Origin of the sequence: Mycobacterium sp. E735, from assembly GCF_001666955.1 — a bacterium.
In the GTDB taxonomy this organism is placed as follows: Bacteria; Actinomycetota; Actinomycetes; order Mycobacteriales; family Mycobacteriaceae; genus Mycobacterium.
On record NZ_LZIX01000207.1, the window covers coordinates 1 to 6,344 of the forward strand.

General features: G+C 67.7%; 8 protein-coding genes and 1 tRNA gene. 6 read left to right on the forward strand and 3 right to left on the reverse strand.

The window, feature by feature from the left end:
- Together A5704_RS16565 and A5704_RS16570 are read left to right on the forward strand one after the other, a co-directional pair.
- Positions 1–615, forward strand: a 615-nt coding sequence (locus A5704_RS16565; RefSeq protein WP_067889960.1) for an ABC transporter permease, incomplete at its 5' end; no start/stop codon positions are given.
- On the forward strand, positions 616–1,215 hold the full coding sequence (locus A5704_RS16570; protein ID WP_067748773.1) for a putative glycolipid-binding domain-containing protein: 600 nt from the start codon (positions 616–618) through the stop codon (positions 1,213–1,215).
- Here A5704_RS16570 and A5704_RS16575 read toward each other — a convergent pair.
- The gene (locus A5704_RS16575) at positions 1,178–2,116 is read right to left on the reverse strand and encodes a prephenate dehydrogenase (RefSeq protein ID WP_067748776.1); all 939 of its coding nucleotides are present in this window, start codon (positions 2,114–2,116) and stop codon (positions 1,178–1,180) included. The genes A5704_RS16570 and A5704_RS16575 overlap by 38 nt on opposite strands.
- A gap of 147 nt (positions 2,117–2,263) precedes the next feature.
- Here A5704_RS16575 and A5704_RS16580 point away from each other — a divergent pair, with 147 nt between their 5' ends.
- The 4 genes from A5704_RS16580 (at position 2,264) to A5704_RS29270 (ending at position 4,867) form a co-directional block, all read left to right on the forward strand.
- A complete protein-coding gene (locus A5704_RS16580; protein ID WP_067748783.1) occupies positions 2,264–2,785 on the forward strand; it encodes a tRNA adenosine deaminase-associated protein in 522 nt (173 codons plus the stop codon).
- Entirely contained in the window at positions 2,782–3,240 is a 459-nt protein-coding gene (locus A5704_RS16585) for a nucleoside deaminase (RefSeq protein ID WP_067748786.1), read from the forward strand. The genes A5704_RS16580 and A5704_RS16585 overlap by 4 nt, the downstream gene beginning before the upstream one ends.
- 29 nt (positions 3,241–3,269) lie before the next feature.
- Positions 3,270–3,359 (forward strand) — tRNA-Ser (locus A5704_RS16590).
- 113 nt (positions 3,360–3,472) lie between these two features.
- Positions 3,473–4,867 (forward strand): hypothetical protein, encoded by a 1,395-nt coding sequence (locus tag A5704_RS29270; protein WP_231969148.1) that lies wholly within the window; start codon positions 3,473–3,475, stop codon positions 4,865–4,867.
- Positions 4,868–4,878: 11 nt separating this feature from the next.
- On the opposite strand, the gene A5704_RS27775 is transcribed toward A5704_RS29270, so the two are convergent.
- Positions 4,879–5,376: a hypothetical protein gene (locus A5704_RS27775; RefSeq protein WP_082954889.1), complete on the reverse strand. Its 498-nt coding sequence runs from the start codon at positions 5,374–5,376 to the stop codon at positions 4,879–4,881.
- Positions 5,377–5,430: 54 nt separating this feature from the next.
- Positions 5,431–6,344, reverse strand: a 914-nt coding sequence (locus A5704_RS16600) for a DUF4185 domain-containing protein (protein ID WP_156736965.1), incomplete at its 5' end; no start/stop codon positions are given.

Below are 6,344 nucleotides of genomic sequence, written 5' to 3' on the forward strand. Positions count from 1 at the left end.
ACCGCCGTCGCGGTCGGCGCCTCGGCCCTGATCGCCGTCCCCGTCGGGCTCGTCATCGGGCACACCGGTCGGGGCACCCTGCTGGTGGTCGGTGCGGTCAACGGGCTCCGCGCACTGCCGACCCTCGGTGTGCTCTTGCTCGGCACGCTGCTGTTCGGGCTGGGCCTCGGGCCGCCCCTGGTCGCGCTGATGCTGCTGGGGGTGCCGGCGCTGCTGGCCGGCACCTATGCGGGCATCGCCAACGTCGAGCCGACCGTGGTCGACGCCGCGCGCGCGATGGGCATGACGGAGGCCCGGGTGCTGTGGGTGGAGGCGCGCAACGCGCTGCCGTTGATCCTGGGCGGGTTGCGCAACGCGACGCTGCAGGTGGTCGCGACCGCGACGGTTGCGGCCTACGCCAGCCTCGGCGGGCTCGGCCGCTACCTCATCGACGGAATCAAGGAGCGCGAGTTCCACCTCGCCCTGGTCGGTGCCTTAATGGTGGCCGCCTTGGCGCTCGCGCTCGACGGGCTGCTGGCGTTGGCGGTGTGGGTCTCGATGCCGGGCACCGGTCGACTGCGCCACACTTATCGGACACTTCCCTCGCGCATCGCGGGCACGATTTACGGTAGGTGAGTGAACGCAGATTCCTCTGATTCGACTCGGCGCGTGTGGCAGGCGATGCTCACTTGGCGTGCACAGGACGTATCGCGGATGGAATCGGTACGAATCCAGGTGTCCGGCAAGAGGATCAAGGCCAATGGCCGCATCGTCGCGGCCGCCACCGAAACCAACCCGGCGTTCGGCGCGTACTACGACCTGCAGACCGACGAGACCGGCGCCACCAAGCGCCTCGGCATGACGGTCACGCTGGCCGAACGCGAACGGGTGTTGTCCATCGCCCGCGACGAAGAGAACATGTGGCTGGTCACCGACCATCAGGGCGAGCACCGCGCGGCGTACAACGGCGCCCTCGACTGCGACGTGGTGTTCAGCCCGTTCTTCAACGCGTTGCCCATCCGGCGGCGCGGCTTGCATGAACAGGCGGACTCGGTGACGCTGCCGGTGGTCTACGTCAACCTGCCCGACATGTCCATCACGCCGGACATCGTGAGCTACACGAGCTCCGGCGGCACAGAAGGCATCAAGCTGCGCTCCCCGGTCGCCGACACCGTCGTCAGTGTCGACGAAGAGGGGTTCATCGTCGACTATCCAGGCTTGGCAGAGCGGATCTGATCACCCCGCCCGCCCGGCCGGCGGCGGCCAATTCCTCGCGCCAGTTCTCGGCGCCGATGATGACGTGGAAGATGTCCGAACGCGGGAAGCTGTCGTAACGCGTCCGGGCGGCGTGGCCGGCCTCGACGAGTTCGGCCACCGTATTGTTCGCGGCCAGCGACTCGCGGGCCCGGCTCAGGAGCTCGATGACCCGGTCGGCAGCCGGTATGAGCTGGTCGGTGTTCCCCTCGCACATCGCCCGCACCAGGTCGGGGGCGGTTGCCGCGACCCGCGTCCCGTCGCGGAACGACCCGGCGGCCAGCGCGAACGCCAGCGGCACCTCCCCGGCGATGACCGCGAGGGCCTCGGCGAGCAGGTGCGGCAGGTGCGAGATGGCGGCCGCTGCGGCGTCGTGGTCGTCGGACCTGGCCGGCACCACCACCGCGCCGCAATCCAGCGCCAGCGTCATCACCATCGACCACACAACGGGGTCGACGTGGTCGTCCACGCTGATTACCCACGGCGCCCGGGTGAACAGGCCGGGGTGGCCGGCGGCCCAACCCGAGTGGGCGGTACCCGCCATCGGGTGGCCCCCGACGAAACGTTCCTGAAGACCGGCGGCGACGACCTCGTCGAGCACCGCCCCCTTCACGCTGGTGACGTCGGTCAACGGGCAGGCCGGGGCCAGTTCGCCGATGTGGGAGAGCATGCCGGCCAGCGCCGGCATGGGCACCGCCAGGACGATCAGCGCGCCGGTGTCCGCGGCGCGGGTCAGCGTCGCCGTGAGATCGGTGGTGGCGTCGAAACCGTCGGCGGCGGCCACCTTCGCGCCCTCCACCGACCGGTTGTAGCCGAAGACTTCCCGGCCCGCCGCCGTGGCGGCCCGCATGATCGAGCCTCCGATCAGCCCCAGCCCGAGCACGCAGACCGGCGTTTGAGAAACAGGGCTAGCCACAGACCAAGGTTGGCACAATCCGGCGGCGGCGGTGCGTCCAGATGTCGCCGCGCCCCCGCCTTCGTCGCGCTCCGTCTGGTCAGGGGGCCTGGTCTGCGACTACCGTAAGCGGCCATGGGAGCACAACGGGCCCCAGCCCAGGGCCTGTCCGCCGACACGCCGGACGGTTTCGGCGTAGCGGTCGTACGCGAAGAGGGCCAGTGGCGGTGTTCTCCGATGGCCCGTAAATCCTTGATGAGCCTCAAGGCCGCCGAGACGGAGCTGCGGGAATTGCGCAGCGCCGGCGCGGTGTTCGGCCTCCTCGACGTGGATGACGAGTTCTTCGTGATCGTGCGCCCCGCGCCGTCGGGGACCCGGCTGCTGCTGTCGGACGCCACCGCCGCACTGGACTACGACATCGCCGCCGAAGTGCTCGACAAGCTGGACGCCGACATCGACCCCGAAGACCTGGAGGATTCCGACCCGTTCGAGGAGGGCGACCTGGGGTTGCTTTCCGACATCGGGCTGCCGGAGGCGGTGCTGGGCGTCATCCTCGACGAGGCCGACCTGTACGCGGACGAGCAGCTCGGCCGCATCGCCCGGGAGATGGGCTTCGCCGACCAGCTGTCGGCCGTGATCGACCGCATCGGTCGGTGATCGCCGACGAAGATCTGATCCGTGCCGCGTTGGCGGTCGCCGCGACTGCGGGCCCCCGCGACGTCCCCATCGGCGCGGTGGTCGTCGGCGCTGACGGGATCGAACTGGCCCGCGCGGTCAATGCCCGCGAGGCCCTTGGCGATCCCACCGCGCACGCGGAGATCCTGGCGCTGCGCGCGGCGGCCGGCGCGGCGGGTGACGGCTGGCGGCTGGAGGGCGCCACGCTGGCGGTCACCGTCGAGCCGTGCACCATGTGCGCCGGAGCGCTGGTCCTGGCCCGCGTCGGCCGGCTGGTGTTCGGCGCGTGGGAACCCAAGACGGGCGCGGTCGGATCGCTGTGGGACGTGGTCCGCGATCGGCGGCTCAATCATCGGCCGGAAGTGCGCGGCGGCGTGCTCGCCGAAGAGTGCGCCGCACCGCTGGAGGCTTTCTTCGCCCGCCAGCGATTGGGGTAACGGGCCGACGGTTCGGTAAGCTGCTCCGCGGTGGCGTGTCCGAGCGGCCTAAGGAGCACGCCTCGAAAGCGTGTGACGGCTAACACCGTCCGAGGGTTCAAATCCCTCCGCCACCGCCAAAGACCTGCACCCGCTAAGGCGGGGGAGGGCCGCCGCGCGCGTGTGCCGGGCTTTCGTCCGGAAGCACGCGCGGGAGACCGTCTTGAGCAGACCGGTGACGTAAAGTCGGCGCGTGCGGCCGGTTCTTCGGGGTTTCATTCGTGCAGCCGCCGGGCTCGGCGTGGTCGCGGCGCTCCTGGCGGTGTCGAGTGCCTGCACCACCCACAAGCACGATTCGGCCTCGAGTCGGCCGACGCTCACAGCCGCACCGACGGAAGGCGGGGACTGCGCGCCGGATCGGTTGGCGCGCTGCATACCCGGGCTGGCTGATTTTCAAGACGACCTCTTCAACCGCGTCAGCGTCTATGCGCCCCAAGCGGGCTTCGGGTCCGAGCCTCCCTTCGGCGGACGCGAGTCCACGCCTGCAGACTGCCAACGTCTGCCACGGTTCGGCGCGACGGACAAACCGGAACTGGATGTGGAATACAGCCCCGCCACGGACGCCAACGGTCACGTTCCGAGCAATCGATTCCCGGCGAACGGCGGCGATTCCGTCCGGGTCCGGTTCACCGCTGCGGGCGAGGGCGATGACGTCAGCAGCGAGATGGCGGCATGGTCGCATCGGTGCCCCATGTGGGCGGTTGCCCACCCGATGGACAACGGCGGCGTCCAGGGTTGGCTGGTCGGCGAATCCAGCCAAACGCTGGCGCAGTATCAATCAGGCGACACCGGCCCCCAGTGGCCCAACGTCGTCAATATGGCAGCGACCGTGCTGCCCAGCCGGGTGACGGTGCAGGCGTGGTATCGCACGCCCGATCCGTCGGCGGCCTCGCGCAATCAGCTTCTTTCGGAATTGATCGGCGCGGTAGGGCGATCTCGGCCGCGCTCGGCGCTGCCGCCGATGCTCGCCAACTGGAGCCAAGCCCAGATCTCGACGCTACTTCCAGCGCTGGCGGTTAACACCGACATCGAGACCGCCTCTGCTGACAACGGCGCCCTCACCAGCGGCCCGGGCGGCGCATCGTGGTCGCTCTGCCCGTCCGGTGGCTCGGTTCCCGCCCCGCGCTACGATCCCCTGGTCGGCTGGCAGGACTTCGACCAGTCGAAGTGGGACAAGCCCGGGAAACCGCCCCGTCCCAAAGTGATGATCGGCCGCGCGCATGCCGGCGACGATTTCCTCACCGATCTCCGGCGTGAAATCGCTACGTGCACTGCGCATTTAGCGGACAAGCCGGCACTCTGTGGGGACCGCGAAAACCGCCAGACCCTCGAGACGGATTCGGCTGTCGCCGAAGGTGAGGACACGGTGCGGTTGACACACCGGTGGATGCGGGTAGTTGATGTCCGCGGCCATGGAGTGTGTGGTGAAGGCGTCGAGGCGCTGAGGGTCACCCTGGTGCGAGGACTGATCGTCGTCAGCAGCTCGAGCGATGGCGGATGGCTGTTCAAGGGGGACACACCGCCTTTGCCGCTGAGCGCCCTCGACGAGCTTCTCGCCGAGACGGTACGCAGGGTCAAGGCTGCGTGAGCGAGCCGATTTCACACATGCGGCAGCCAACCGGAGCCGTGCGGCGACAGGACAAAGCCACGCCCCTGCGGGTCTTTGCATGCGGTCATGCCTGAATCGTCGACACCGCAAACGAAGCCATTGACCGTGAGAGAGTGAGCTGGCGGAAGCGTTTTGACGGACTGGCCGGCCACGATACGTGACGGTTCCCCGCCACTCGTCTGGTTAAGCCCGCTAGTGGTTCCTATCCAGTTGACGCCACTGATTCCCGCCGCCGGGTTTGAGGCCGCGGGCGGTATGGCCGGCAAGTTATTTCCGCTACACGACGCCTGGTCGAGCGTGAACTTGCAGACGATGCCATCAGGCGTGAGAAAGTACACCGTCGGTTCGGGCTGCCGTCCCGGGTTTGGCACCAAGACCTCGTAATCCTTGACGTTGGCGGGAGCGTATCCGCTCAAGTCGGGGAAGCTGAGCGCGTCGGCGTGTGCGACACATGTACGTGCCAGAGCGGCGCCCACAAGTGCGCTCATGCCGGTGAGTGTCGTTGTTGTCATTTCGTTCCTCGACTCTGCTGGTTCAACGGTTCATTGGAAGGGGTTGACTTGAAATTCTCGAGTTTGATAGGGCGTTCCGGTCGGCACACCGTTCGCGTCCGTGCCCGTATTCCACTGACTGACAAGCAGTTTCAAGTCATCCAACGTTGAGCCGGGCACAATGTATCCACCGTAGGGCTGGGGCAGAAACTTTGGTGCGCCCGGGTCGCCGTTCTGCGCGACGACAGTGGTCGGCACGTTGCCGAAAACGCCGGTCGGATTGGGTCCGACCCGTACTTCCATGCGCCCGCCTTGGGCGTCGACATTGAATCCCGACAAGACCGGCTTGCCACCGATCTCCCGAAAACTGAGCTCGCCGTAACGGTCTGTCGTCACCGGCGTGGCCTGTTGCCCTGCCTGTCCCCAGGCGTTCCCGGTCCACGGTCGCCAACTGTTGCGATCGAACACCTTATCCGGGTCTGCTTGATACATCGTGACACCTCGGCTGCGGTCGAAGGAGTCGGCCGCGATGTACACCTTGCCGTCAGAGCCCTTGTATCCGCTGACCTGAGTGGGCGCGTCTCCCGCGGCCCGGAAAGAACCCGGCACCATGGTCCATCCCTTGCCGGGGTCGCCGTTGACCTCGACCAGCCATGAACCTGCGGGCTGGAGGTTTCCCTTGGTGCCCGTAACCATCATGTACGTCTTGTCGCCCAGGATGATCGTTCCTGCGGGAAGCGTGTCGTCGATGCCGGCTTTGACCGCTTCGGCCGGCATCGTGAATAGCTCGTGACCGCTGTCCTTCGCTCCGGTCAACGGCGCTCCGAAGTGCGGGCGTCCGTCGGCGTCGAAAGTCACCGGCACGGCCACCGATCGATAATGATCACCTTCGCCAACTTTGTTGCCTGAGAACGAATCCCCGAAGATCGCAAGGAATCTTCCCGGCTGCCCGGGCACTTCGACGA